General features: G+C 72.2%; 24 protein-coding genes. 21 read left to right on the top strand and 3 right to left on the bottom strand.

Features of this window, described 5'->3' with window-relative positions:
• On the bottom strand, positions 1-729 hold the full coding sequence (locus tag F603_RS0101790; RefSeq protein WP_019544301.1) for a DUF2470 domain-containing protein: 729 nt from the start codon (positions 727-729) through the stop codon (positions 1-3).
• A gap of 164 nt (positions 730-893) precedes the next feature.
• Between F603_RS0101790 and rpsD the strand changes: the two genes are divergently transcribed.
• A complete protein-coding gene (rpsD, locus tag F603_RS0101795; RefSeq protein ID WP_019544302.1) occupies positions 894-1,505 on the top strand; it encodes a 30S ribosomal protein S4 in 612 nt (203 codons plus the stop codon).
• Positions 1,506-1,586: 81 nt separating this feature from the next.
• Here the strand turns inward: rpsD and F603_RS0101800 are convergent, their stop codons facing one another.
• Positions 1,587-3,776, bottom strand: a complete 2,190-nt coding sequence (locus F603_RS0101800) for an ATP-binding protein (RefSeq protein WP_019544303.1) — start codon at positions 3,774-3,776, stop codon at positions 1,587-1,589.
• A 219-nt stretch (positions 3,777-3,995) separates the two neighbouring features.
• On the opposite strand from F603_RS0101800, the gene F603_RS0101805 reads away from it, so the two are divergent.
• The 14 genes from F603_RS0101805 to nusB all read left to right on the top strand — a co-directional run bounded on the left by F603_RS0101805 (position 3,996) and on the right by nusB (position 17,440).
• Positions 3,996-4,451: a DUF948 domain-containing protein gene (locus F603_RS0101805; protein WP_019544304.1), complete on the top strand. Its 456-nt coding sequence runs from the start codon at positions 3,996-3,998 to the stop codon at positions 4,449-4,451.
• A gap of 6 nt (positions 4,452-4,457) precedes the next feature.
• Positions 4,458-4,775 (top strand): DUF6167 family protein, encoded by a 318-nt coding sequence (locus tag F603_RS0101810; protein WP_019544305.1) that lies wholly within the window; start codon positions 4,458-4,460, stop codon positions 4,773-4,775.
• Positions 4,775-7,444 (top strand): alanine--tRNA ligase, encoded by a 2,670-nt coding sequence (gene alaS / locus F603_RS0101815; protein WP_019544306.1) that lies wholly within the window; start codon positions 4,775-4,777, stop codon positions 7,442-7,444. The genes F603_RS0101810 and alaS overlap by 1 nt, the downstream gene beginning before the upstream one ends.
• A complete protein-coding gene (gene ruvX / locus F603_RS0101820; RefSeq protein ID WP_019544307.1) occupies positions 7,444-7,908 on the top strand; it encodes a Holliday junction resolvase RuvX in 465 nt (154 codons plus the stop codon). The genes alaS and ruvX overlap by 1 nt, the downstream gene beginning before the upstream one ends.
• 125 nt (positions 7,909-8,033) lie before the next feature.
• The gene (mltG, locus tag F603_RS0101825; RefSeq protein WP_019544308.1) at positions 8,034-9,656 is read left to right on the top strand and encodes an endolytic transglycosylase MltG; all 1,623 of its coding nucleotides are present in this window, start codon (positions 8,034-8,036) and stop codon (positions 9,654-9,656) included.
• A complete protein-coding gene (locus F603_RS0101830) occupies positions 9,656-10,501 on the top strand; it encodes a shikimate dehydrogenase (protein WP_019544309.1) in 846 nt (281 codons plus the stop codon). The genes mltG and F603_RS0101830 overlap by 1 nt, the downstream gene beginning before the upstream one ends.
• Positions 10,502-10,839: 338 nt before the next feature.
• On the top strand, positions 10,840-12,027 hold the full coding sequence (gene aroC, locus F603_RS0101835; protein ID WP_016905493.1) for a chorismate synthase: 1,188 nt from the start codon (positions 10,840-10,842) through the stop codon (positions 12,025-12,027).
• Positions 12,024-12,593: a shikimate kinase gene (locus F603_RS0101840; protein ID WP_245600657.1), complete on the top strand. Its 570-nt coding sequence runs from the start codon at positions 12,024-12,026 to the stop codon at positions 12,591-12,593. Before aroC ends, F603_RS0101840 begins: the two co-directional genes overlap by 4 nt.
• Positions 12,590-13,693: a 3-dehydroquinate synthase gene (gene aroB, locus F603_RS0101845; RefSeq protein ID WP_019544311.1), complete on the top strand. Its 1,104-nt coding sequence runs from the start codon at positions 12,590-12,592 to the stop codon at positions 13,691-13,693. Before F603_RS0101840 ends, aroB begins: the two co-directional genes overlap by 4 nt.
• A complete protein-coding gene (gene aroQ / locus F603_RS0101850) occupies positions 13,690-14,130 on the top strand; it encodes a type II 3-dehydroquinate dehydratase (protein WP_019544312.1) in 441 nt (146 codons plus the stop codon). The genes aroB and aroQ overlap by 4 nt, the downstream gene beginning before the upstream one ends.
• A 174-nt stretch (positions 14,131-14,304) precedes the next feature.
• On the top strand, positions 14,305-15,162 hold the full coding sequence (locus F603_RS0101855; RefSeq protein WP_019544313.1) for an AAA family ATPase: 858 nt from the start codon (positions 14,305-14,307) through the stop codon (positions 15,160-15,162).
• 83 nt (positions 15,163-15,245) lie between these two features.
• Positions 15,246-16,364 carry an aminopeptidase P family protein gene (locus F603_RS0101860; protein ID WP_019544314.1) on the top strand — a complete coding sequence of 373 codons (1,119 nt, stop codon included), beginning with the start codon at positions 15,246-15,248 and terminating at the stop codon, positions 16,362-16,364.
• An 81-nt stretch (positions 16,365-16,445) separates the two neighbouring features.
• Complete coding sequence (efp, locus tag F603_RS0101865; protein WP_019544315.1) at positions 16,446-17,012, top strand: elongation factor P; 567 nt, start codon at positions 16,446-16,448, stop codon at positions 17,010-17,012.
• A 2-nt stretch (positions 17,013-17,014) separates the two neighbouring features.
• Positions 17,015-17,440 carry a transcription antitermination factor NusB gene (nusB, locus tag F603_RS0101870; protein WP_016905500.1) on the top strand — a complete coding sequence of 142 codons (426 nt, stop codon included), beginning with the start codon at positions 17,015-17,017 and terminating at the stop codon, positions 17,438-17,440.
• Between the two features lie 160 nt (positions 17,441-17,600).
• Here the strand turns inward: nusB and bldD are convergent, their stop codons facing one another.
• Complete coding sequence (gene bldD / locus F603_RS0101875; protein ID WP_019544316.1) at positions 17,601-18,104, bottom strand: transcriptional regulator BldD; 504 nt, start codon at positions 18,102-18,104, stop codon at positions 17,601-17,603.
• 193 nt (positions 18,105-18,297) lie between these two features.
• On the opposite strand from bldD, the gene pyrR reads away from it, so the two are divergent.
• The 6 genes from pyrR (at position 18,298) to carB (ending at position 26,398) form a co-directional block, all read left to right on the top strand.
• Entirely contained in the window at positions 18,298-18,909 is a 612-nt protein-coding gene (gene pyrR, locus F603_RS0101880; protein WP_019544317.1) for a bifunctional pyr operon transcriptional regulator/uracil phosphoribosyltransferase PyrR, read from the top strand.
• Positions 18,910-19,023: 114 nt separating this feature from the next.
• Positions 19,024-20,022 carry an aspartate carbamoyltransferase catalytic subunit gene (locus F603_RS0101885; RefSeq protein ID WP_019544318.1) on the top strand — a complete coding sequence of 333 codons (999 nt, stop codon included), beginning with the start codon at positions 19,024-19,026 and terminating at the stop codon, positions 20,020-20,022.
• On the top strand, positions 20,022-21,311 hold the full coding sequence (locus tag F603_RS0101890; RefSeq protein ID WP_019544319.1) for a dihydroorotase: 1,290 nt from the start codon (positions 20,022-20,024) through the stop codon (positions 21,309-21,311). Before F603_RS0101885 ends, F603_RS0101890 begins: the two co-directional genes overlap by 1 nt.
• The gene (locus F603_RS0101895) at positions 21,308-21,943 is read left to right on the top strand and encodes a PH-like domain-containing protein (protein WP_019544320.1); all 636 of its coding nucleotides are present in this window, start codon (positions 21,308-21,310) and stop codon (positions 21,941-21,943) included. Before F603_RS0101890 ends, F603_RS0101895 begins: the two co-directional genes overlap by 4 nt.
• Positions 21,940-23,082 (top strand): glutamine-hydrolyzing carbamoyl-phosphate synthase small subunit, encoded by a 1,143-nt coding sequence (gene carA / locus F603_RS0101900; RefSeq protein WP_019544321.1) that lies wholly within the window; start codon positions 21,940-21,942, stop codon positions 23,080-23,082. Before F603_RS0101895 ends, carA begins: the two co-directional genes overlap by 4 nt.
• Positions 23,075-26,398, top strand: a complete 3,324-nt coding sequence (gene carB / locus F603_RS0101905; protein ID WP_026328058.1) for a carbamoyl-phosphate synthase large subunit — start codon at positions 23,075-23,077, stop codon at positions 26,396-26,398. The genes carA and carB overlap by 8 nt, the downstream gene beginning before the upstream one ends.
• The last annotated feature ends 43 nt before the right edge of the window (positions 26,399-26,441 follow it).

Genomic DNA, 26,441 nt, shown 5'->3' on the forward strand with positions numbered 1-26,441 from the left:
TCAGCCCCGCGCCGCGCGCAGCAGTTCGTGCATCGCCGTACGCAACTCCCGCACGCTGGCCACGGGTTCGGGGAACTCGAACCGCGCGTCGAAGCACCGCCCCGTCCGGCAGAACCGCACCCGCAGCCCGTGCCGGTCCAGGGCGAGCGGGACGGCCGACGCCTGGAGGTCCGCCGGTTCGCAGTCGCTGCCCTCGGTGCACACCAGCGAGGCGAGCGACCCGATCTGCTCGGGGTGGGAGGCGGCGAGGTGCTGGAGCAGCTCGGCCTCGTGCCGTACGAGGGGGTCGGGCGCTGCTTCGGCGAGCTCGTCGGGCTCCACCTGCTCCGCGCCCCACAGGTCGTCGACGGCGGCCTCGCCCACCTCCAGGCGCAGCAGCTCGTGGTCGCTCCCGGACGGCGCCCCCCAGGGGTTCTCTGCGGCGAGCAGCCGGGTCGCCTCCTCGCGCTCCTCCTCCGGTACGGCGGTGAGCCAGCCGACGATCCACGCCCGTCCGCGGATGCGCTGCGGGACGGAGACGGGCGCCACATCCGTGATCTCCATCACGGCGGTCAACTCGTCCCCCCGCGCCAAGCGCGCGGCCCGAACTGCCGCCGCACGTGCGGAAACGAGCATCAGCACGCTGCCGTCGGGGGTGATGGTGCGTAGCTGCGGGGAGGCGTCGCCGCCCCCGGGGGCGCTCTCCTCGGGTCCGGGGACGGTGAGTACCGCAGATACGCTGGAATGCACGAGGGTTCGTACGCGCTCGGCGGCTTCAGGTCGCCGGGCCTCCGGCGCGGGACGCGGCTGACCTCCCTCGGCATCGGTGCCGGGCAGGGGACTCCCAGGTCGGAACATGCGATCTCCTCAGCTAAGGTAAGGCTCACCTAACTTACAACGGAGGTCCGTTCAACGTGAACCAGTCGCGTCCCAAGATCAAGAAGTCGCGCGCGCTCGGCATCCCCCTGACGCCGAAGGCCGTCAAGTACTTCGAGCAGCGCCCCTACCCGCCGGGCGAGCACGGCCGCGGGCGCAAGCAGAACAGCGACTACAAGGTCCGGCTGCTGGAGAAGCAGCGGCTGCGTGCGCAGTACGACATCAGCGAGCGGCAGATGGTCCGCGCGTACGACCGCGCGCAGAAGGTCGACGGCAAGACGGGCGAGGCGCTCATCATCGAGCTGGAGCGCCGTCTCGACGCCCTCGTCCTCCGCTCCGGGCTGGCGCGCACCATCTACCAGGCCCGTCAGATGGTCGTCCACGGTCACATCGCGGTGAACGACCGGAAGGTCGACAAGCCTTCCTTCCGCGTCCGCCCCGACGACGTCGTGACCGTCCGCGAGCGCAGCAAGCAGAAGCACCCCTTCCTGGTGGCCCGCGAAGGCGGCTACGCAGGCGAGGGGGAGACGCCGCGCTATCTCCAGGTCAACCTGCCGGCCCTCGCCTTCCGGCTCGACCGTGACCCGAACCGCAAAGAGATTCCGATCGTCTGCGACGAGCAGCTCGTCGTCGAGTACTACGCACGCTGACGTCGGCGACCCCCGCAGGCAACCGGCACCGTCCGGCGGGACGCGCCCGGTCGGCCCGGGCCTGCGGGGAGTGCCGGGGGCTCAGCCCGGCGCCGTGCCCCGGCCCGTTGCCGTGCTGTCGCGTTCAGCGGCAGCACCGGCGGCGGGCCTTGGCCGTTCCGGGGCGATCCCGGCCTGCGGCTGCTCGGGGCTCGGCACCGTGCCCGCACGCTCGACCTCGTGCGCGAGCGTCGCCGAGAGGCCCAGGCGTACACCCCTCGCTCGCGCGGCTTCGAACTCCTCGGGGCCGAGGGCGGTGACGAGCCGCGTGCGGCAGGTTTGGCCGAGGTGGGCGCAGTGCGCCGAGCCGAAGTGCCTCGCGCCCACCGCGTCCCAACCGGCATCCGCGGCGCCGAGCAGCTCGGCCGCATGCTGCGGCTCCTCGTCGCAGGCGAGCGCCGAGAGGAACTCCGCGGCGACGGCCATGCCGGGGAGGTCGCCGAAGCGGAGCTTGACCGCGGCCGAACCGAGGACGGCGCGGAGCGCGCGCGGCGCGTCGCCACGTACGAGATGGACGTAGCCGAGGGTGTGCTGCGCGCAGGCCCAGGCCCAGTGGTCGTGGCTGTCCCCTGCGACCTCGGCCGCCTCCTGGGCGAGTCCCCTGGCGGTCTCCCACTCCCCGTGCGCGGCGTGGGCCTGGGCGAGTTCCACCTGGGTGAGGATCACCCAGGTGTCGAACTCGCCGAGCCGGCGGTAGCGATCCATCGCCTCGGCGAGGGCGGCTTCCGCGGCGTGCGGGTCGCCCTGGGCGAGGCGGAGGCAGCCGAGCCCGTGTGCCGCGTGGGCGATGGTGGCGCCGTGCCCCGACTGCCGTGCCAGGCACCGGCATTCGTCGAGGAAACGCTCCGCCGCGTCGCCCTCTCCCTGGGCCAGCGCGAGCAGGGCGCGGACCCACAGCGCCTTGGCGCGCACCGCAGCGCGCGTACCGGGGGCGGCGAGTGCGCGGTCCAGCCAGTGCGCGCCCTCGCGCTGCCGTCCGCACCCGATCCAGAGGAACCAGAGCGCACCGGCGAGGAACTGCGCGAGGTCGGCGTCCTCGGGCTCACCGGTGCCGCACTCCAGGGCGGCGCGCAGGTTGCGCAGTTCGTGCGCGGCACGGGTCACCGTCTCCTGCTGTCGCGGACCGAACCAGTCCAGCTCGGACCGGGCCGCGACGCCGACGTACCAGTCCCGGTGCCGGCGTCGACGTAGATCCCCCTCGCCCAGCCGCTCCAGCCACTCGGCGCCGTACGCGCGCACCGTCTCCAACAGGTGGTAGCGGGCCTGCCCCCGGGTCCCGAGCCCGGGGGAGCGGACGACGACGGACTGGGCCACCAGGCCGTCGAGGGTGTCGAGCACCCGCCGGCTCGGGAGGTCCTCGTCGGAGCAGAGGTACTCCGCTGCCTCCAGGTCGAACTCGCCTGCGAAGACGGAGAGTCGGGCCCACAGCAGCCGCTCCTGCGGTGAGCAGAGTTGGTGGCTGAGGCCCACCGCGGTACGCAGGCTCCTGTGGTGTTCCGGGCCCGCTCTCGTGCCGCACTCCAGCACGTCGAACCGGTCGGTGAGGCGCTCGTGGAGCTGCCCGGGGGAGAGCGCCCGCAGCCGGTGGGCGGCGAGTTCGATCGCGAGCGGGAGGCCGTCGAGGTCTCGGCAGACGTCGGCGAGCACTCCCGGCGGTGCCGCGTCGGCCTCGTCGGAGGGGACGCCTGCGGCGCGCTCGGCGAGGAGGGAGACGGCCTCGTCCTCGGGGAGCGGCGGCACCATGCAGACGTACTCGCCCGGTGCGTCGAGCGGGCGTCTGCTCGTGGCGAGGATGCGCACCGTGCCGCTGTGCTCGAGGAGGCGGACGAGGAGCGCGGTGCACTCCGCGTCGAGGCGCTCGCACCCGTCGAGCACCAGCAGCGAAGCGGGGCTCTGCGGCGCCGTGCCGGTGCCGGACGCCGTGAAGTCCCGGAGACGGGAGCGGAGTTGGGGCGCCGTCGCCGTGTGCGAGACGTCGAGGCGCCAGACGCCGCCGGTGAACCGATCCTGCGCGGCGGTGGCCGCGTGCTGGGCGAGGCGGGACTTGCCGACTCCCGCGGGGCCCGTGAGCGTGACGAGGCGGGCACGCTCCACGAGGCCGCTGAGCAGCCGGAGTTCGGCGTCGCGTCCCACGAACGCGTCGAGCGGGAGGGGCAGGTTGCCGCGTGCGCCCGGCGGCCGGTCCTGCGGCCGCGGTGCCGAGTCCTCGAAGAGTCGCAACGGGGTGCCCATGGGAGACGGAGAGTATCGGCCAGGTAGCCGACCGTACAATCGCCCCGAAAGACCAGCTTCAATATGGCGATCGCGTCGGCGGGGCTCGCCCTGCGGCGGGCCGGCATCCGGTGGGGGAGTGTCGGTCGGGCGCGATAGGGTCGGCACTCCGGCGCCGTGGCGGGGAGTTCGGGCGGCGACCGTGGTGAGAAGGTCGAGATCCTAGGGAAGCGGTGCGGCGTGTCCGGTGGAGAAGTAGCCGGCCTGCTGGTCGCGGTCTTCTGGGCGATCCTGGTGTCGTTCCTCGCAGTCGTGCTGGTGAGGCTCGCGCAGACGCTCAGGGCGGCGACGAAGTTGGTCAACGGCGTGACGGAGCAGGCAGTTCCGCTGCTCGGCGAGGCGTCCGCGACGGTCCGCTCCGCGCAGACCCAGCTCGACCGCGTCGACGCCATCGCGACCGACGTCCAAGAGGTCACCTCCAACGCCTCCGCGCTCTCCTCGACCGTCTCCACCACTTTCGGGGGACCCCTCGTCAAGGTCGCGTCCTTCGGGTACGGCGTGCGCAGGGCGCTCGGCCGCAAGAAGGCCGAGCCGCCGCAGCGCCGCGTCGTACTGGGCCGTACGCTGCCCCAGCCGAGGCGCGGGCGGCCGCGCAAGGACCGCAACGAGCGCCGCAGCGGGCGCGACAAGGGGTGAACAGCCGTGTTCCGAAGAGCCTTCTGGTTCACCACCGGCGCCGCGGCCGGCGTCTGGGCCACCACCAAGGTCCAGCGCAAGCTGCGTGAACTCGCCCCCGACGCGCTCGCGGTGCGTGCCGCGGACAAGGCCGTCGAAGGCGGTGAGCGCTTGCGCGTCTTCGCGCTCGACGTCCGGGCCGGAATGGCCCGCCGCGAGGAGGAGTTGAACGAGGCGCTGGGACTCAACGCCCCCGTCGACGCCGCGCCCCCGCCCAGGATTCTGCCCGCCCTCGGGCAGCACGCCCCCACCACCAACCCGCACGACCGGAATGAGGACCACTGATGGAGTCGGCTGAAATCCGCCGCCGCTGGCTGCGCTTCTTCGAGGAGCGGGGGCACGCAGTCGTGCCGTCGGCGTCGCTGATCGCGGACGACCCGACGCTGCTCCTGGTCCCCGCCGGCATGGTCCCCTTCAAGCCGTACTTCCTCGGCGAGGTCGCAGCGCCGTGGCCCCGCGCCACCAGCGTGCAGAAGTGCGTCCGCACGCCGGACATCGAGGAGGTGGGCAAGACCACGAGGCACGGCACCTTCTTCCAGATGTGCGGCAACTTCTCCTTCGGCGACTACTTCAAGGAAGGCGCCATCAAGCTCGCCTGGGAGCTGATGACGACGCCGCAGGAGGACGGCGGCTACGGCCTGGACCCGGAGCGCCTCTGGATCACCGTCTACCTGGAGGACGAGGAGGCCGAACGGATCTGGCGGGACGTCGTGGGCGTCCCCGAGGAGCGCATCCAGCACCTCGGCATGGAGGAGAACTACTGGTCGATGGGCGTGCCGGGACCGTGCGGCCCGTGCTCGGAGATCAGCTACGACCGCGGTCCGGAGTTCGGCGAGGCCGGCGGCCCCGCCATCAACGACGAGCGGTACATCGAGCTGTGGAACCTCGTCTTCATGCAGTACGAGCGGGGCGAGGGCAGCGGCAAGACCGACTTCGAGATCCTCGGGGACCTCCCCAAGCAGAACATCGACACGGGGCTGGGCCTCGAGCGCCTCGCGATGATCCTGCAGGGCGTGCAGAACATGTTCGAGGTGGACACCACCCGCCTCATCATCGACCACGCCGGCGAACTCGCAGGCGTGCGCTACGGCGAGGACGAGCAGCAGGACGTCTCGCTGCGCGTCGTGGCCGACCACATCCGCACCTCGATCATGCTCATCGGGGACGGCGTCACTCCGGGCAACGAGGGCCGCGGGTACGTCCTGCGCCGCATCATGCGCCGCGCGATCCGCAACATGCGCCTGCTCGGCGCCAAGGGGCCCACCGTCGCCGAGCTCACCGACGCCGTCATCCGCGCGATGGGCCCGCAGTACCCGGAGCTCGTCGAGGACCGCAGGCGGATCGAGACGGTCGCCCTCGCCGAGGAGGCCGCCTTCCTCAAGACACTCAAAGCCGGCACCAACATCCTCGACGCGGCCGTCACCGAGACGAGGAAGAGCGGCTCGAACGTCCTCCCGGGCGACCAGGCGTTCCTGCTCCACGACACCTGGGGCTTCCCGATCGACCTCACCCTGGAGATGGCGGCCGAGCAGGGCCTCAGCGTCGACGAGCAGGGCTTCCGCCGCCTGATGAAGGAGCAGCGGGAGCGCGCCAAGGCCGACGCGCAGGCGAAGAAGCAGGGCCACGCCGACCTCAGCGCCTACCGCGAGATCGCCGACGCCGCCGGCGGGACCGACTTCACCGGCTACACGGACACGGCCGACGAGGCGACCGTCGTCGGCCTCCTCGTCGACGGCCTCCCCTCGCCCGCGGCGCACGAGGGGGACGAGGTCGAGGTCGTCCTCGACCGCACCCCGTTCTACGCCGAGGGCGGCGGCCAGCTCGCCGACACCGGGCGCATCAGGCTCCACAACGGCGCCCAGGTCGAGGTGCGCGACGTCCAGCAGCCCGTCCCCGGTGTCAGCGTGCACAAGGGCGTCGTCACCGTCGGCGAGATCACGGTCGACGCACCCGCCTACGCGGAGATCGACGCCACCCGCCGCCGCTTCATCGCCCGCGCGCACAGCGCCACCCACCTCACCCACCAGGCGCTGCGCGATGCGCTCGGCCCGACGGCGGCGCAGGCCGGCTCGGAGAACGCCCCCGGCAGGTTCCGGTTCGACTTCGGTTCGCCGACGGCCGTCCCGGGCTCCGTGCTCACCGACGTCGAGCAGCAGATCAACACCGTCCTCGCCCGTGAACTCGACGTCCAGGCCGAGTACATGGGCATCGACGAGGCGAGGAAGCAGGGCGCGCTCGCCGAGTTCGGGGAGAAGTACGGGCAGACGGTCCGCGTCGTCACGATCGGCGACTTCTCCAAGGAGCTCTGCGGCGGCACCCACGTCCACAACACGGCGCAGCTCGGTCTCGTGAAGCTCCTCGGGGAGTCTTCGATCGGGTCGGGGGTGCGCCGCGTCGAGGCGCTCGTGGGCGTCGACGCCTATCAGTACCTCGCGCGGGAGCACACCGTCGTCTCGCAGCTCACCGAGCTCCTCAAGGGGCGGCCAGAGGAGCTCCCCGAGCGGGTCTCCGGCATGCTCGGTCGGCTGCGGGAGGCCGAGAAGGAGATCGAGCGCTTCCGTGCCGAGAAGGTGCTCCAGGCGGCCGGGGGCCTCGCCGAGGGCGCGAAGGACGTGCGCGGCACCGCGCTCGTCGCGGCCCGCGTCCCCGACGGCACGGCCGCCGACGACCTGCGCACCCTCGTCCTCGACGTGCGTCAGCGCCTCGGCAGCCGCCCGGGCGTCGTGGCGCTCTTCGCGGTGACGGGCGGGCGGCCGCTCACGGTCGTCGCCACCAACGAGGCGGCGCGCGAACTCGGCCTCAAGGCGGGCGACCTGGTGCGCACCGCGGCGAAGACGCTCGGCGGCGGTGGCGGCGGCAAGCCCGACGTCGCGCAGGGCGGCGGCCAGAACCCGGAGGCGGTCGACGAGGCGGTCGGCGCCGTCGAGCGGCTCGTCGCGGAGGCCGGCTCCTGATGCGACGCGGCAGGCGCCTCGGCGTCGACGTGGGGGACGCCCGGATCGGGGTCGCCAGCAGCGACCCCGACGGACTGCTGGCAACCCCCGTGGAGACGGTGTCGGGCAGGGACGTCCCCGCTGCCCGGCGCCGGCTCGTCGCGCTCGTGGAGGAGTACGAGCCGCTCGAGGTGGTCGTCGGCCTGCCCCGTTCGCTGAACGGGGGAGAGGGGCCGGCCGCTGCCAAGGTGCGGGCCTTCGTCGAGGAGTTGGCGAAAGCGGTCGCGCCGGTGGCGGTGCGCCTCGTCGACGAGCGGATGACGACGGTGAGTGCGGCGCAGTCGATGCGCGCCTCCGGAGTCAGTGCGAAGAAGGGCCGCTCGCGCATCGACCAGGCCGCCGCCGTGGTCATCCTCCAGACCGCGCTGGAGACGGAGCGCACCTCGGGCGAGGCCCCGGGGGAGTGCGTCGAAGTGGTTGTCTGATCGCGGTACGGTAACGTTCCGCCGGAACAACGGCAGCCTCCCGAACAGCACTTGCCCAGCGCGGGGTGAGGAACCCCGCGCAGATCGCGCACACCGTCGGCTGCCGTGTCGGCGCAAGGGGATCGATGACTGAGTATGGCCGGGGGCCCGAATCACAGCCGTGGGACCCCGACGACCCGCTCTACGGAGACGGGCAGTTCGGCGCCGGATACCCCGGCGACTACCGGCAGGGATGGCAGCAGGCGCCGTACGGCACCGAGGGCCACTACTCCGGCTACCCCTCGTACCAGCCGCAGCACCCCTACCAGCCGCAGCACCCTTACCCGCCGCAGTACCAGGTAGCGCAACAGTACGACCCCTACTCGACCGATCCGGCCAATTCCGGCCAGTACCAGGGCGGTTGGTCCCAGGACGCCCCGTACGACCAGCAGTACGGCGCCCAGTATCCGGGCCAGTACCCCGGGGACCCGTACGGCACGGGTGAGCACCCTGCGTACTACCCCGAGCAGCAGCAATACCAGCACCAGCAGTACCCACACCAGCACCAGTACCAGCAGCCGGAGCCCGGCTATCCGCAGCCGGACCCGGACACCGGCTGGGACCCGGGCCCCGACCAGGGCGAGAGCGCGTTCTTCGGCGGACGCGACGAGGAGGCGGAACCCGAGGACGAAGGCGAGGTGGCGCGCGGCGGCAAGAAGCGCAAGCGGCGCGGAGGGTGTGCCTGTTTCGTCGTCTCGTTGCTCGTCGTCGGGGGAATCGGCACCGTCGGTTACTTCGGTTGGGACTTCTACCAGGCCCGCTTCGGATCGGCCCCCGACTACGAGGGCGACGGCTCGGGCGAGGTCCAGATCGAGATCCCGGACGGCGCCGTCCTCGCCGACATGGGCAAACTCCTCGCCGACGAGGGCGTGGTGAAGAGTCCGGGGGCCTTCATCGAGGCCGCGGACGGCAACCAGAAGGCGCAGGCGATCCAGCCGGGCACGTACACGCTGCGTAAGCGGATGTCCGGCGAGGCGGCCGTGGCGATGATGCTCGATCCGCAGAGCCAGAACGGTCTGATCGTCGCCGAGGGGCTGCGCGCCAGCAAGATCTACCAACTCGTCGACGACAAGCTGCAGGTGCCGGAGGGCACGACCAGGAAGGTCGCCAACTCCGGCGATATCGGTCTGCCTTCGTGGGCGGAGGGCAAGCCGGAGGGCTTCCTCTTCCCGTCCAAGTACAGCGTCGGCAGGAACGCCGAACCCGAGGACCTGCTGCGGGAGATGGTCAAGCGCGCCGAGGCGGAGTACGAGAAGGTCGGCCTCACCAAGGAGGCGAAGAGGGTCGACCGGTCGCCGCGGGAGGTGATCACGATCGCCTCTCTCGTCCAGGCGGAGGCGCAGCAGGACCACGAGTTCGGCAAGGTCTCCCGGGTGATCTACAACCGCCTCGACGAGCCGATGGCGCTCGGCTTCGACTCCACGATCAACTACGCGCTGGGTCGCTCCACTCTCAACACCTCGGTCGAGGACACGCGTTACCCCTCGCCGTACAACACCTACCTCCACCAGGGGCTGCCGCCCGGGCCGATCGGCAACCCCGGCCACCAGGCGATAGAGGCGGCGCTGAAGCCGACGAAGGGCGACTGGCTCTACTTCGTCACGGTCAAGGCCGGCGACACCCGCTTCACCGACAGCAAGTCCGAACACGACCGCAACGTGCAGGACTTCAACGAGGAACAGCGCAAGGACAGGGAGAACGGCGACTGATGTCCGACCGACGCCACACCGCCCACCGTCGCCACCGTGCAGCCGTTCTCGGCTCCCCGATCGCGCACAGCCTCTCACCCGTCCTGCACCGCGCCGCGTACGAGGCGATGGGCCTCGCCGACTTCCGCTACGAACGCCACCGGGTGGAGGAGGACGCACTCGCGGGCTTCCTGGAGGGGCTAGGTCCCGAGTGGGCAGGGCTGTCGCTGACGATGCCGCTCAAGCGTGCTGTGATTCCGCTTCTCGACGAGGTGAGCGCGACGGCGGCCTCCGTGGAGGCCGTCAACACCGTGGTCTTCACCGAGGACGGGCGCCGGGGCGACAACACCGACATCCCCGGTCTGGTCGCCGCGCTCGCCGAGCGCGGCGTCGGCGCGGTGGAGGAGGCGTCGGTGCTGGGCGCGGGCGCCACGGCCTCCTCGGCCGTCGCCGCGCTGGGGCGGATGGGGGTGCCCCGGGTGACGGCGTACGTGCGCGGACCCGAGCGGGCGCGGGAGATGCGCGGCTGGGGCGAGCGGCTCGGCGTCGAGGTGCGGGCCGAGGAGTGGGCGCGCGCCGCGTCCGGGCTCACCGCGCCCCTGGTCGTCTCGACGACGCCGGCGGGCCCGACCGCCGAACTTGCCGGTTCCGTACCGCGCACCCCCGGCGTCCTCTTCGACGTCCTCTACGAGCCCTGGCCGACGCCGCTCGCCGCCGCCTGGTCCGCCGCCGGCGGCCCCGTCCTCGGCGGCCTCGACCTCCTCGTCCACCAGGCCGTGTTGCAGGTGGAGCAGATGACGGGGAAGGGCCCTGCACCTGTGGAGGCGATGCGCAAAGCCGGCGAAGAGGCGCTGCGCGCCGGGTAGCTGAGAGCTGCGCGCCGGGTAGCTGAGGGCTGCGCGCCGGGTAGCTGGGCTGCGGGCCGAGTAGCTGAGCGTTGCGTTCCCTAGCAGTTACGACTGCACTACGGTCAACTCCGTTCACCCACCGTCACCGTATGCCCCCACCCCCACCGGTCGGCCCGCCAACCCCTCACCTCACCCGCCCAGTTGACCTCTCCACCTCGCCCGGCCCCACCCCGCAGGCCCCCGGCTTCGTCCGGCTGCCGGACCGTGCCCTCGCCACGTCCGCGGGCGTGAAAGGATCGGGGCGAGTATCCGGCGGAGTAGGACGCGCCGTCGAAGGCGCGGGAGCAGGAGTGGCGTTGAGCAGGTTGCGCTGGCTGACGGCGGGGGAGTCGCACGGCCCCGCGCTCGTCGCGACGCTGGAAGGGCTGCCCTCGGGGGTGCCGGTCACGACGAAGGCGGTGGCCGACGAGCTGGCGCGGCGGCGGCTCGGATACGGCCGAGGTGCCCGGATGAAGTTCGAGCAGGACGAGGTGACCTTCCTCGGAGGTGTCCGGCACGGGCGCACCCTCGGCTCGCCGGTCGCGATCATGGTCGGGAACACCGAGTGGCCCAAGTGGGAGAAGGTCATGTCCGGGGACCCGGTCGACCCGGCGGAGCTCGCCGAGCTGGCGCGCAACGCGCCGCTCACCCGGCCCCGTCCCGGCCACGCCGACCTCGCCGGCATGCAGAAGTACGGCTTCGACGAGGCGCGCCCCGTACTGGAGCGCGCCTCCGCGCGCGAGACGGCGGCGCGGGTGGCGCTCGGCGCTGTGGCGCGCGCCTACCTGAAGGAGACGGTGGGCGCCGAAATCGTCTCCCACGTTGTGGAGTTGGGCGGCGCGGCGGCCCCTGCGGACGGCCCGCTCCCCGTGCCGGGCGACGTCGAGCGGCTCGACGCCGATCCGGTCCGCGCCCTGGACAGCGAGGCGAGCGCCGCGATGGTCGCCGAGATCGACCAGGCACACAAGGACGGCGACACCCTCGGCGGCGTCGTCGAGGTCGTCGCGCACGGCCTCCCCGTCGGCCTCGGCTCGCACGTCCACTGGGACCGCCGACTCGACTCGCGGCTCGCCGGCGCGCTCATGGGCATCCAGGCGATCAAGGGCGTCGAGCTCGGCGACGGCTTCGACCTCGCACGCACCCCCGGCTCCCGCGCACACGACGAGATCACCGCGGGCCCCGAGGGCATCGGCCGCGCCTCGGGCCGCTCGGGCGGCACGGAGGGCGGCCTGTCGACGGGCGGCCCGCTGCGGGTGCGCGCCGCGATGAAGCCGATCGCCACCGTCCCCCGCGCGCTCGGGACCGTGGACGTCGCGACGGGCGAGCCGGCCAAGGCGCACCACCAGCGCTCCGACGTCTGCGCCGTGCCCGCGTCCGGGATCGTGGCCGAGGCGATGGTGGCGCTCGTCCTCGCCGACGCCGTCGCGGAGAAGTTCGGCGGCGACAGCGTCGAGGAGACGCGGCGCAACGTCACCGGCTTCCTGGAGAACCTGGAGATCAAGTGAGTGGAACGCAACCACGGGAGCACGGGCCCGCGGTGATCCTCGTCGGACCGATGGGCGTCGGCAAGAGCACCGTGGGCGCGCTCCTCGCCGAGCGCCTCGGGCTCCCCTCCCGCGACACCGACGAGGACGTCGTCGCGCGCGCGGGGAAGCCGATCTCCGAGATCTTCCTCGACGAGGGCGAGGACCACTTCCGGGCCCTGGAGCGCGAGGCCGTCGCCGAGGCGCTCGCCGACCACAAGGGCGTGCTGGCGCTCGGCGGCGGCGCGATCCTCGACTCCGACACCCGCCGACTCCTCGCCGGACACCCCGTCTTCTACCTGGAGATGGGCGTCGCCGAGGCGGTCAAGCGCGTCGGCCTCGACGCCCCGCGCCCCCTGCTGATGATCAACCCGCGCCAGCAGTGGCGCGCGCTGATGGACGCGCGCAGGCCGCTCTACGTCGAGGTGGCGCGCGCGGTGGTCAGCGCGGAGGAGCGCACCCCCGCCGAGGTCGCGGACGAGATCCTCGGCCTGCTGGACACGAACGACGAGTCCGAAGGACTCCCCACGCCCGGGAGCATGCAATGAGCACGACCGAGACCACCCGGATCACCGTTGGCGGCGGCGAGAGCGGCAGCCCCGCGTACGACGTCCTCATCGGGGAGCAGCTCCTCGGCGAACTCCCGGGCCTGCTCGGGCGGCCGGACCGCACGGCGCGGGTGGCGGTGATCCACCCGGAGGCGCTCGCCGAGACGGGCGAGGCGATCCGTGAGGACCTCGCGGCGCAGGGGTACGAGGCGATCGCCGTGCAGGTCCCCAACGCCGAGGAGGCGAAGACCGCCGAGGTCGCCGCGTACTGCTGGAAGGCGCTCGGTCAGACGGGGTTCACCCGTAGCGACGCCCTCGTGGGCGTCGGCGGCGGCGCCACGACCGACCTCGCAGGATTCGTCGCGGCGACCTGGCTCCGCGGTGTGCGCTGGGTCGCGGTGCCGACGACGGTCCTCGGCATGGTCGACGCCGCGATCGGCGGGAAGACGGGGATCAACACCGCCGAGGGGAAGAACCTGGTCGGCGCCTTCCACCCGCCCGTCGGCGTCCTGTGCGACCTCGCCGCGCTCGGTTCGCTCGGGGTCCACGACTACGTCTCGGGCCTCGCCGAGGTCGTCAAGGCCGGCTTCCTCGCCGACCCGGCGATTCTGGAGCTGATCGAGAGCGACCCCGAGGGCTCCCGCGCCCCGCGGGGCCCGCACACCGCCGAGCTGATCGAGCGCGCGGTCCGCGTCAAGGCCGACGTCGTCGCGCAGGACCTCAAGGAGTCCGGGCTCCGCGAGGTCCTCAACTACGGCCACACGCTGGCGCACGCCATCGAGAAGAACGAGCGCTACGAGTGGCGGCACGGCGCCGCCGTCTCCGTCGGCCTCGTCTTCGCCGCCGAACTCGGCCGGATCGCGGGCCGGTTGGACGACGCCACGGCGGAGCGCCACCGCACCGTCCTCCAGGCGCTGGGCCTCCCCGTCACCTACCGCGGCGACCAGTGGCCCAAGCTGCTGGAGACGATGAAGGTCGACAAGAAGTCCCGCGGCAACCTGCTGCGGTTCATCGTCCTGGAGGGCCTCGGCAAACCCTCCGTGCTGGAGGGCCCGGACCCGGCGATGCTCCTCGCCGCGCACGCGGAGATCGCCGCGTGACCCGCCGCGTCCTCGTCCTCAACGGCCCGAACCTCGGCCGCCTCGGCTCCCGCGAGCCCGACGTCTACGGCTCCACCTCCTACGCCGGCCTCGTCGAGGAGTGCACCTCCCTCGGTCGCGAGCTCGGCCTGGAGGTGGAGGTCCGCGAGACCAACGACGAGGGGGAGCTGATCCGTTGGCTCCACGAGGCCGCCGACGGCGAGCTCCCCGTCGTCCTCAACCCGGGTGCGTTCACGCACTACTCGTACGGCATGCGGGATGCCGCGTCGCAGCGCACGGCGCCGTTGATCGAGGTGCACATCTCCAACCCGCACGCGCGCGAGGAGTTCCGGCACACCTCGGTGGTCTCCGCCGTCGCGAGCGGCACGATCGCGGGTTTCGGCCTCGCCTCGTACGCACTGGCGCTGCGCGCGGTCGCGGAGCGGCTCGCCTCGTGACGGCGGCTGGGGGCGTGCGGTGGGCGTGAGGCGTCAACTGCGCGCCGCCTGCGGGCACTCGGAGCCGGAGCCGTGCGTTCACACTGGGGTACCCAGGAGCGGTACCGTTCGCTGTCGGCGTTCACACGGCGTTGCGGAGGCGGCGTCCGCACAACCGAGACGGAGTGGGTCCTGATGCACTACTACGGGGCGCGGCACCCCTCTCCGTACGGCTCCCCGCTCCCGCCGCCGGCGGCCTTCCCCTCCGCCCCCTCGGCGAGCGGTCCGGTCCCTCCGGCCCGACCGGGCCCACCTCCGGCTCCCGCGCAGCCCCCGGCTCCCGCGCAGCCCCCGGCTCCCGCGCAGCCCCCGGCTGCCGTCCCGCACCAGGTCCCGCCCGCGACCCCGCTGGAGACGACGGGCCACATCGCCCTGCCCACGGGCGCCCCGGTGGAGATACCCGACCCGGCCGCCACCGCCCCGCTCGACGCCACCAGGGCGGCCGTCGCCGTGCTGCTCATCGGCCCGGCCGGCGCCGGAAAGACCTCCGTCGCCCGGCACTGGGCCGACCGCCGCGCCGTCCCCACCGCGCACATCAGCCTCGACGACGTCCGCGAATGGGTCCGCTCGGGCTTCGCCGACCCGCGCACCGGTTGGAACGACCACTCCGAGGCCCAGTACCGCCTCGCGCGGCGCACCTGCGGCTTCGCCGCCCGCAACTTCCTCGCCAACGGCATCTCCTGCGTCCTCGACGACGCCGTCTTCCCCGACCGCCCCGTCGTCGGGCTCGGCGGCTGGAAGCGCCACGTCGGCCCCGGGCTCCTCCCGGTCGTCCTCCTCCCCGGGCTCGACGTCGTCCTGGAGCGCAACGCCGGCCGCACCGGCAACCGCCGCCTCACCGAGGAGGAGGTCGCCCGCATCCACGGCCGCATGGCCGGCTGGTACGGCTCGGGTCTGCCGATCATCGACAACTCCCGCCAGGACGTCGCCAGTACGGCCCGGATGCTCGACGACGTCGTCGCCCGCAGCCTCGCCAGTCCGCCCGCCTGGTAGCGCGGACGCGGCCCCGCCCGTCCGGTCGCCCGCACGGCCCCGCCCGAGCGGTGGTACCCGCGGCACGCCCCTACGCTCGGCGTATGTCCGAGGTGCATGTCTCCCGCCGCGCGCGCTTGCGTGAGAGCTGCGCTGCCGAGGGCGGCCGGAACCCGGCGGACGCCGTGCTGGTCTCCCTGCCGTCCAACATCCGCTACCTCACCGGCCAGGCCGCCCCGGGCGCGGCCCTCCTCCTCGGCGCCGACGGCGAGGACACCCTCATCACGGCCCGCACCGAGGATTCGGAGCCCGGCCGCCCGCCGGTCGACGGTCTGCGCACCGCCGTCCTCGCGGCGAGCGAGGGCGATCCCGTCCTCGTCGCCGCGCAGTTCGCAGTGGAGTCGGGCGCCGGCTCGCTCGCCGTCGAGGAGCACCACCTCACCGTCGCGAGGCACCGCAGCCTCGGCCGCACTGCTCCCGGCGTCCGTCTCGCCGACCTCGGATGCGCGGTGGAGCAGCAGCGCGTCGTCAAGGACGACGAGGAGATCTCGGCGCTCCGGGTCGCCGCGGAGATCACCGATCAGGCGCTCGGCGAGCTGCTCGAGTCGATCCTCGTCGGCCGTACCGAGCGGCATCTCGCGCTGGAGCTGGAGCGCCGGCTCATCGACCACGGAGCCGAGGGCCCGGCGTTCCCCACCTCGGTCGCGACGGGCGCCAACGCGGGCCTCGCCACGCACCGTCCGACCGACCGCAGGGTCGAGGAGGGCGACTTCCTCTCCGTACGCCTCGGCGCCAACTACCACGGCTACCGCTGCCAGGTGGGCCGTACCTTCGTCATCGGAACGGCCCCCGACGACTGGCAGATCGAGCTCTACGACCTCGTCTTCGCCGCTCAGCGCGCCGCCCGCGAGGCGCTGCTGCCCGGCGCCAGTTGCCGCGAGGTCGACGGTGCGGCCCGTCGGGTCCTCGGGGATGCGGGGCACTCGGCGGCGCTCGGCCCGTCCACGGGCCACGGAGTGGGTCTGGAAATCGGTGAGGACCCTCGGCTCACTCCGGAGGCCATGAGTAGACTGGACGCTTGTGTGCCGGTCACTGTCGAGCCGGGGGTCCATCTCCCGGGCAGGGGCGGTGTCCGGATCGATGACACTCTCGTCGTTCGCCCGCAGGCGGACGGCGGACCCGAGCTACTCACCATCACGACCAAAGAGCTGCTCGCACTCTGAGCCGGCGGGGCCACCGCGGGCTCGGAGGCGCCGGCGGCTCTTCGGTCTTCCGCAGCAGCAGTCTCAGGAGATTCCTCGACCGTGGCATCCACGAACGACCTCAAGAACGGCATGGTGCTCAAGCTCGACGCCGACCAGCTCTGGTCCGTCGTCGAGTTCCAGCACGTCAAGCCCGGCAAGGGCCCGGCCTTCGTCCGCACCAAGCTCAAGAACGTGCTCTCCGGCAAGATCGTCGACAAGACCTTCAACGCCGGCACCAAGGTCGAGACGGCCACCGTGGACCGACGGAACATGCAGTACTCGTACAGGGACGGCGAGCACTTCGTCTTCATGGACATGGAGACGTACGACCAGATCCACGTCACCCCCGAGGTCGCGGGCGACGCCGCCAACTACCTTCTCGAAGGCTTCGAGGCGACGGTCGCGATGTACCAGGGCAACCCGCTCTCGGTGGAGCTCCCGGCCGCGGTCGAGCTCGTCATCGCGCACACCGAGCCCGGCGTGCAGGGCGACCGCTCCACCGGCGGCTCCAAGCCCGCGGAGCTGGAGACCGGCTACGAGGTCCAGGTCCCGCTCTTCATCACCACGGGCGAGAAGATCAAGGTCGACACCCGCACCGGTGAGTACCTCGGCCGGGTGAACGGCTAACCGTGGCAGCTCGCAACAGGGCCCGAAAGCGCGCCTTCCAGATCCTCTTCGAGGCGGACCACCGCGGCGCCGACGTCCAGACCGTCCTCGCCGACTGGCTGCGGCACGCGCGGAACGACCCGCGCCAGCCGCCGGTCACGGAGTTCGCGATGGACCTCGTCGAGGGGTACGCGCGGCACGCCGCCCGGATCGACGAGCTCCTCTCTACGTACGCGGTGGATTGGACCCTCGACCGGATGCCGGACGTCGACCGCAGCATCCTGCGGCTGGGCGCCTACGAGCTGCTCTGGGTCGACGGCACCCCGGACGCGGTCGCGATCGACGAGGCGGTCCAGCTCGCCAAGGAGTTCTCGACGGACGACTCCCCGAGCTTCGTCAACGGCCTGCTCGGCCGGCTCCTGGAGCTGAAGCCGAGCCTGCACCGCTGAGCCGCGAGGCGCCGGGCACCTCACGACGCTGCCCGCCGGACCACGGGGTCCGGCGGGCAGCGTTGTGTGCGGTACGACTTCTTCCGGGCGGTGCCTGCCGTCGCGGCCGTCACCGCCCGGCCCGCCGGCCGAGCCGACGGGCGGGGTGGGGCGGGAGCGCTCAGAGGTCCTCGGCGTGCGAGACGGCGCGGCGCGCGTCGGCGTCGAGCACGCCCCAGCTGATCAGTTGCTCGGTGAGGACCGACGGCGACTGGTCGTAGATGACTGCGAGGGTGCGCAGGTCGTCCTGGCGGATGGAGAGGACCTTGCCGTTGTAGTCCCCGCGCTGGGACTGGATGGTGGCGGCGTACCGCTGGAGCGGTCCGGCCTTCTCGGCCGGCACGTGCGCCAGCCGCTCCAGGTCGAGGACGAGCTTCGGCGGCGGCTCGGCGGCGCCTCCCGGAGTGGTGCCGGGCAGGAGCTCCTGCACCGGGACCCCGTAGAAGTCGGCGAGCTCCGCGAGGCGCTGCACGGTGACCGCGCGGTCCCCGCGCTCGTACGAGCCGACGACGACCGCCTTCCAGCGGCCCTGCGACTTCTCCTCGACCCCGTGGAGGGAGAGGCCCTGCTGAGTGCGGATGGCTCGGAGCTTCGCACCGAGCTGCTTGGCGTATTCGCTGGACATAAGGCTCCCCGGACGAAGTCTTCGTAACTCATTGTGAGGTTACGCAGCGTAATGTGCCGCGTCAAGCCGAGAGGCACAGCACACCGCCGACCAGGGGGTCAAGTCCGACGCGCCGAGGCTGCTAATGTGGTGCGGCGAAAGGCCAGACGTCCTTTAACGCCCGTCCCGTGAGGCGGGGAAGGAGGTCCCTCGAATGGACGACAGCAGTACCCAGGCGCCCCCCGAGCCCGCGCGGCCCGTGCTGGAGGCCCCTGACATCGCGCGGGTCCTGACCCGCATCGCGCACGAGATCGTCGAGCGCGCCAAAGGCGCCGACGACGTGGTGCTTCTCGGCATCCCCACCCGTGGTGTGCACCTCGCCGAGCGGCTCGCTGCGAAGCTCCGCGAGATCACCGAACGCTCGATTCCGGTGGGCTCCCTCGACATCACCATGTACCGGGACGATCTCCGTCTCCGCCCCGCGCGCACCCTCGCCCGTACCGAGATCCCCGAGGGCGGGGTCGACGGACGCTTGGTAGTCCTCGTCGACGACGTCCTCTTCTCCGGGCGCACCATCCGTGCCGCATTGGATGCGCTGGGTGACATCGGGCGCCCCCGCGCCGTCCAACTGGCGGTACTCGTCGACCGCGGACACCGAGAGCTTCCGATCCGCGCCGACTACGTCGGCAAGAACCTCCCCACCTCGCTGCGCGAGACGGTGAAGGTGCAGCTCGCAGAGGAGGACGGCCGCGACGGCGTGCTCCTCGGGCAGCTCGCAGCAACCGGTGAGGCGCAGGCGCCCGCACGCGCCTCCGAGGCCGGCTGACCCACCCGACACCGCTCGCGCCACGGGAGCCGTGCGCCGGCGCGCCCGCGCCTCACCGCCGCCTGCCCGTACGCCGGTGTGCCCGACTGCCCGTACATACACGGAAGGCAACAGATGCAGCGCCATCTCACCTCGGCCGCCGAGCTGAGCCGTGACGACGCCGTGCTCATCCTCGACACCGCCGAGGAGCTCGCCCGGCTCGCCGACAGGCCGATCAAGAAGCTGCCGACCCTGCGCGCCCGCACCGTCGTCAACCTCTTCTTCGAGGACTCGACCCGCACCCGGATCTCGTTCGAGGCAGCGGCGAAGCGCCTCTCGGCCGACGTCATCAACTTCTCCGCGAAGGGCTCCTCCGTCTCGAAAGGGGAGTCGCTCAAGGACACGGCGCTGACGCTGGAGGCGATGGGCGCCGACGCCGTCGTCATCCGCCACCCCGATTCCGGGGCCCCGCACCGGCTCGCCACCTCCGGATGGATCGGCGGCTCCGTGATCAACGCGGGGGACGGGACGCACGAGCACCCGACGCAGGCGCTCCTCGACGCGTTCACCTTGCGAAGGCGGCTCGTCGGCGCCGAGGGGCAGGACCTCGCGGGAAAGCGCGTCACGGTCGTCGGGGACATCCTGCACAGCCGGGTCGCGCGCTCCAACGTGCGGTTGCTCAGCACTCTCGGCGCCGAGGTCACGCTCGTCGCGCCGCCGACGCTGGTGCCTGTGGGGGTGGAGGAGTGGCCGTGCGAGGTGAGTTACGCGCTCGACCCGGTGCTGGCCAAGTCGGACGCGGTGATGATGCTCCGCGTCCAGCGCGAGCGGATGCGGGACGCGTTCTTCCCCACCGAGCGGGAGTACGCGCGGCGCTACGGGCTCGACGGGGAGCGGATGGCCCGGATGCCCGAGCACGCCGTGGTGATGCATCCCGGCCCGATGAACCGCGGCATGGAGATCACCGCGCAGGTCGCCGACTCCCCGCGGTGCACCGCCGTCGAGCAGGTCACCGCAGGCGTGAGCGTGCGGATGGCCGTGCTGTACCTGCTGCTTGGCGGCGCCGAGCCCGCCGGCAGCCCCACGCCCGCCGGAACGGCAGGGCGCCCCGCCGACGCCGAGGAGAGCGCCTGATGGCAACGAAGACCCTGATCACCTCCGCACGCGTCCTCGGCGGCGAGGAGCAGGACGTACTGCTCGACGGGGAGACGATCGCCGAGGTCGGCACCGGGCTCGATGCCCCGGGCGCCGAGGTGGTCGACGCGGCGGGCGCCGTGCTCCTCCCCGGTCTCGTCGACCTCCACACGCACCTGCGGGAGCCGGGCCGCGAGGACTCGGAGACGGTCCTCACCGGCACCCGGGCCGCGGCGCGCGGCGGGTACACGGCCGTCCACGCGATGGCGAACACCTTCCCCGTCGCGGACTCGGCGGGCGTCGTGGAGCAGGTGTGGCGGCTCGGCAGGGAGTCCGGGTACTGCGACGTGCAGCCGGTGGGCGCCGTCACCGTCGGCCTGGAGGGCAGGCAGCTCGCGGAGCTCGGCGCGATGCACGACTCCGCGGCGGGGGTGCGGGTCTTCTCAGACGACGGCAAGTGCGTCGACGACGCGGTGATCATGCGGCGGGCCCTGGAGTACGTCAAGGCGTTCGACGGGGTGGTGGCGCAGCACGCGCAGGAACCGAGGCTCACTGAGGGCGCGCAGATGAACGAGGGCGCCGTCTCCGCCGAACTCGGGCTCGGGGGCTGGCCCGCGGTGGCCGAGGAGTCGATCGTCGCCCGCGACGTCCTCCTCGCCGCCCACGTCGGCTCCCGGCTGCACGTCTGCCACCTCTCGACGGCGGGCTCCGTGGAGATCGTGCGGTGGGCGAAGTCGAAGGGCTGGGACGTCACGGCCGAGGTCACGCCGCACCATCTGCTCCTCACCGACGACTCGGTGCGCACCTTCGACCCCGTCTACAAGGTGAACCCGCCGCTGCGCACCGAGGCCGACGTCATGGCGCTCCGCGAGGCGCTCGCCGACGGCACGATCGACTGCGTCGCCACCGACCACGCCCCGCACCCCGGCGAGGACAAGGACTGCGAGTGGGGAGCAGCCGCCATGGGGATGCTCGGCCTGGAGACGGCCCTCTCGGTGGTGCAGCACACCATGGTCGAGACGGGGCTGCTCGACTGGCGGCAGGTCGCCGAGCGGATGTCGCACCGGCCGGCGGAGATCGGGCGGCTCGACGGCCAGGGCCGGCCGATCGCCGCAGGCGAGCCCGCGAACCTGGTTCTGCTCGACGCCGCATACCGTGGAGAGGTGAACCCGAACGGGTTCGCCTCCCGCAGCCGGAACACGCCCTACCGGAGCCTTGAGCTGCCCGGCCGCGTCACCCACTGCTGGCTGCGGGGACGTACGACTGTCGTGGACGGGAAGCTCGCGTGAACGCATCGACCACCCTCGCCGTGCCGCACTGGCTCGCCGCGGAACAGAAGTCCCAGGAGGTCACCGACTGGGCGGCCCGGATCGGCTGGGTCGTGGGTCTGGTGCTCTTCATCGCGCTGCTGTACTGGCTGATGCGCCAGGGTTGGAAGTGGCGCGGCACCCTCCAGGGGGACCTTCCCGAGCTGCCCTCGACGCCGGCAGAGCGCGGTGAGGTGCTGCGCACCGCGTCGGGCCGCTACCACGGGTCGACGACGGCGGGGCAGTGGCTCGACCGGATCGTCGCGCACGGCCTGGGCGTCCGCAGCCGGGCCGAACTGACGCTCACCGCCGAGGGGTTGGACGTCAGGCGACCCGGAGCACAGGACTTCTTCATCCCCCTCGCCCAGCTCCGGGACGCCCGGCTCGACAAGGGCATCGCCGGCAAGGTGCTCACCGAGGGCGGGCTCCTCGTCGTCGTCTGGCAGCACGGCGAGAGGCTCCTCGACTCGGGCTTCCGCGCCGACCGCGCGGCGGAGCACCCGGCGTGGGTCGAGGAGCTGCACACCCTCCTCACCGAGCGCGGCGGAGCAGGCACACCCGAGCAGGACACCGCCGGCACCGAGCCGGCGGCCACCGAGAAAGGCGCACGATGACCACCTCCACCAGGGGAGCCGGAAAGGCTCCCGCCGTACTCGTCCTGGAGGACGGGCGCAGCTTCAGGGGCCGCGCCTACGGGGCCCTGGGGGAGACGTTCGGCGAGGCCGTCTTCTCCACCGGCATGACCGGCTACCAGGAGACGCTCACCGACCCGTCGTACCACCGGCAGGTGGTCGTGATGACGGCCCCGCACGTGGGGAACACGGGCGTCAACGACGAGGACCGCGAGTCGGACCGGATCTGGGTCTCCGGCTACGTGGTCCGCGACCCGGCGCGCACCCCGTCGAGCTGGCGGGCGACCCGTTCGCTCGACGAGGAGCTCTGCGCGCAGGGCGTCGTCGGGATCAGCGGGGTCGACACCCGCGCGCTCACCCGGCACCTGCGGGAGCGCGGCGCGATGCGGGTCGGGATCTTCTCGGGACCGGCCGTCGCCGACGTCGAGCTGCTGCTGGCGCGGGTGCGCGAGGAGCCGGCGATGTCGGGACGTGCGCTCGCCGACGAGGTGGCGACCACGGAGGCGTACACCGTTCCGGCGCAGGGGACGAAGCGGTTCACCGTCGCCGCCGTCGACCTCGGGATCAAGGGCATGACGCCGCAGCGCATGGCGGAGCGGGGGATCGAGGTGCACGTGCTGCCGGCGGACGCCTCGCTGGAGGAGGTCTACGCCGTCGATCCGGACGGCGTCTTCTTCTCCAACGGCCCGGGCGACCCGTCGGCGACCGACCACCCGGTGGAGCTGATGCGCGGCGTACTGGAGCGGGGCACCCCGCTCTTCGGGATCTGCCTCGGCAACCAGATGCTCGGACGGGCGCTCGGGTTCGGCACCTTCAAGCTCAAGTACGGCCACCGCGGCATCAACCAGCCGGTGCAGGACAGGGCCACGGGCAAGGTCGAGGTCACCGCGCACAACCACGGCTTCGCCGTCGACGCACCGCTCGGAGCGCCGAGCGACACCCCCTACGGCCGCGCCGAGGTCTCCCACGTCTGCCTCAACGACGACGTCGTCGAGGGGCTGCGGCTCCTCGACCGGCCTGCGTTCAGCGTCCAGTACCACCCCGAAGCGGCAGCGGGTCCGCACGACGCCGCCTACCTCTTCGACCGCTTCGTGAGCCTGATGGAGGGCCAGCGTGCCTAAGCGCACCGATATCCAGTCCGTGTTGGTGATCGGTTCGGGGCCGATCGTGATTGGTCAGGCTGCGGAGTTCGACTACTCCGGTACGCAGGCGTGCCGGGTGTTGAAGGCCGAAGGGCTGCGGGTCGTCCTCGTCAACTCCAACCCGGCGACGATCATGACCGACCCCGAGATCGCGGACGCGACGTACGTGGAGCCGATCACGCCGGAGTTCGTGGAGCGGATCATCGCCAAGGAGCGCCCCGACGCGCTGCTGCCGACGCTCGGCGGACAGACGGCGCTGAACGCCGCCATCTCGCTGCACGACGCGGGGACGCTGGCGGAGTACGGCGTCGAGCTGATCGGCGCCAACGTCGCCGCGATCAACAAGGGCGAGGACCGCGACCAGTTCAAGGAGGTCGTCGCCGCCGTCGCCGACCGGATCGGGCACGGCGAGTCGGCTCGCTCCTACATCTGCCACTCGATGGACGACGTCCTCAAGGGCGTCGAGGAGCTCGGCGGCTACCCGGTGGTCGTCCGCCCGTCGTTCACGATGGGCGGGGCCGGCTCCGGCTTTGCGCACGACGAGGAGGAGCTGCGCCGGATCGCGGGGCAGGGACTCACGCTGTCGCCGACCACCGAGGTGCTGCTGGAGGAGTCGATCCTCGGGTGGAAGGAGTACGAGCTGGAGCTGATGCGCGACCGCAACGACAACGTGGTCGTCGTCTGCTCGATCGAGAACTTCGACCCGATGGGCGTGCACACCGGCGACTCGATCACCGTGGCACCCGCGATGACGCTCACCGACCGCGAGTACCAGGTGCTGCGGGACATCGGCATCGAGGTGATCCGCGAGGTCGGGGTGGACACCGGCGGCTGCAACATCCAGTTCGCGGTGAACCCCGCGGACGGCCGGGTCGTGGTGATCGAGATGAACCCGCGCGTCTCGCGGTCCTCCGCGCTCGCCTCGAAGGCCACGGGCTTCCCGATCGCCAAGATCGCTGCGAAGCTCGCCGTCGGGTACACGCTCGACGAGATCCCCAACGACATCACGGGCGAGACGCCGGCCTCCTTCGAGCCGACGCTGGACTACGTCGTCGTCAAGGCCCCCCGGTTCGCCTTCGAGAAGTTCCCCGCCGCCGACTCCACGCTGACCACGACGATGAAGTCGGTCGGCGAGGCGATGGCGATCGGCCGGAACTTCCCCGAGGCGCTCAACAAGGCGCTCCGCTCGTTGGAGAAGCGCGGCAGCCAGTTCGACTTCACGGCGGGCGGCAAGAGCGATCCGGCGCTCGCCGCCGAGCTGCTGGAGGAGGCGCGCCGCCCGACCGACGGCCGGGTGCAGGCGGTGATGGGCGCGATCCGCGCCGGTGCCACCCCCGAGCAGATCTTCGAGGCGACGCACATCGACCCGTGGTTCACGGACCAGATGTTCCTCATCAAGGAGATCGCCGACGAGCTCGCGGCCGCTCCCGAGCTGCAGCCCGCACTGCTCGCGGAGGCGAAGCGCTACGGCTTCTCCGATGCGCAGATCGGCCAGATCCGCTTGCTGCGCGAGGACGTGGTGCGCGAGGTGCGGCACGCACTCGGCGTGCGCCCCGTCTACAAGACGGTCGACACCTGCGCCGCCGAATTCGCCGCGCGCACCCCGTACTTCTACTCGTCCTACGACGAGGAGACCGAGGTGGCGCCCCGCGAGAAGCCGGCCGTGATCATCCTCGGCTCGGGGCCGAACCGGATCGGGCAGGGCATCGAGTTCGACTACTCCTGCGTCCACGCCTCCTTCGCGCTCCACGAGGCGGGCTACGAGACGGTGATGGTCAACTGCAACCCTGAGACCGTCTCCACCGACTACGACACCTCCGACCGTCTGTACTTCGAGCCGCTCACGCTCGAGGACGTCCTGGAGATCGTCCACGCCGAGCAGCAGGCGGGCCCGGTCGCCGGAGTCGTCGTCCAGCTCGGCGGCCAGACGCCGCTCGGCCTGGCTCAGGGGCTCAAGGACAACGGCGTGCCGATCGTGGGCACCTCTCCCGAGGCGATCGAACTCGCCGAGGAGCGCGGCGCGTTCGGCCGGGTGCTCGCCGATGCGGGGCTGCCGGCGCCGAAGTACGGCACCGCGTTCTCCTTCGAGGAGGCGAAGCGGATCGCCGCTCAGATCACCTACCCGGTGATGGTCCGCCCGTCCTACGTGCTCGGCGGGCGCGGGATGGAGATCGTCTACGACGAGAACGCCCTCGCCGAGTACCTGGAGCGGCACGCCGGACTCATCGAGCAGCACCCGGTGCTGATCGACCGGTTCCTCGACGACGCGATAGAGATCGACGTCGACGCCCTCTACGACGGTCACGAGCTGTACCTGGGCGGCGTGATGGAGCACATCGAGGAGGCCGGCATCCACTCCGGCGACTCCGCCTGCGCCCTGCCCCCGATCACGCTCGGCGGCTACGACATCAAGCGCCTCCGCACCTCGACGGAGGGGATCGCCGCCGGCGTCGGCGTGCGGGGACTCATCAACATCCAGTTCGCGCTCTCCGGAGACATCCTCTATGTCCTGGAGGCCAACCCCCGCGCCTCGCGCACCGTTCCGTTCACCTCGAAGGCGACCGCGGTGCCGCTGGCGAAGGCCGCGGCCCGCATCTCCCTCGGGGCGACCATCGCCGAGCTGCGCGCCGAGGGCCTCCTCCCCGAGAGCGGGGACGGCGGCGACCTGCCGATGGACGCGCCGATCTCCGTCAAGGAGGCGGTGCTGCCCTGGAACCGGTTCCGCGACGTGCACGGCCACGGGGTGGACACGGTCCTCGGCCCCGAGATGCGCTCCACCGGCGAAGTCATGGGCATCGACGCGGTCTTCGGCACCGCGTACGCCAAGTCCCAGGCGGCCGCCTACGGTGCGCTGCCCCACAAGGGACGCGCCTTCGTCTCCGTCGCCAACCGCGACAAGCGGGCGCTGATCTTCCCCGCGCGGGAACTCGTCGCCATGGGCTTCGAATTGCTCGCCACCTCGGGTACCGCCGAGGTACTGCGGCGCAACGGCATCGAGACCACGGTCGTGCGCAAGCACGGCCAGGGCGAGGGCCCGCAGGGGGAGAAGACGATCGTCCAGCTCATCCACGACGGCGACGTCGACCTCATCGTCAACACCCCCTACGGCACCGGCGGTCGCCTCGACGGCTACGACATCCGCACGGCCGCCGTCGCCCGCGCAGTGCCCTGCCTCACCACCGTCCAGGCGCTCGCCGCCGCGGTGCAGGGGATCGAGGCGCTCACCCGCGGGGAGGTCGGCGTCCGGTCCCTCCAGGAGCACGCCGAGCAGCTCACCTCCGCCAGGGCGCTCTGACGGCGGGGGCGGGCCGCTCTCCACGGCCCGCCCCCGCCGTCGG

It is taken from the genome of Streptomyces sulphureus DSM 40104 (assembly GCF_000381025.1).
Taxonomy (GTDB): Bacteria; Actinomycetota; Actinomycetes; order Streptomycetales; family Streptomycetaceae; genus Streptomyces; species Streptomyces sulphureus.